A 600-nucleotide genomic window follows, 5' to 3' on the forward strand; every position below is an offset into this window, starting at 1 on the left:
GGCGCGCAGCCGCAGCTGCGCCGCCCCGACCTTGCATGGGGCTGCCCTGGCCTACGCCCCTGCCTTCGCCTGGCGCAGCGCTGCCCCAGCCTTGCCCAGCCCTACCCTGGCCCTGCGCGGAGCTGCCTCGGCGCTGCGTGACGATGCACTTGCCTTGCTCTGCACTCCCCCCGACCGGCATGCCCCCGCCCTCGCCTGGCACTGCCCTGCCTCGCCCAGCGATGCCTTGCGCCGCGAAGCCGAAGAGCAGCAGCCAGTACAGGCCGTACGACATGTCGAAGTCGATGGCGGCATGCAGCAGCAACGCGAGAAGCGGCAGCGTCGCCAGTCGCTGCGCCTGCCATACGCGACGCAGCAGCTGCGCGAGCAGTCCCGCCAGCAGCGTCAGGCCGACTGCGCCCAGCTCCAGCAACTGGTTCAGATAGCCGCTATGGACCTCCATACTGACATAGGGCATGCGCTGCAGCTGTCCGACATGACGGCGCCATGCGTCGGCCCCGTGGCCCAGCCAGGGCGCCTCGGCAATCTGCCGCCAGGCGTCGCGATAGAGCTGCCAGCGCGCGCCCGCCGTGCTATAGCTGCCCGGCTCCAGCCGCGCGC

At 71.3% G+C, this 600-nt stretch carries 1 protein-coding gene; it reads right to left on the reverse strand.

Annotated features, from left to right (window positions below):
* On the reverse strand, window positions 1-600 hold a 600-nt coding region (locus PA598K_RS33715), incomplete at both ends, for an O-antigen ligase family protein (protein WP_185602392.1).

Source organism: Paenibacillus sp. 598K (genome assembly GCF_003851045.1).
In the GTDB taxonomy this organism is placed as follows: domain Bacteria; phylum Bacillota; class Bacilli; order Paenibacillales; family Paenibacillaceae; genus Paenibacillus_D.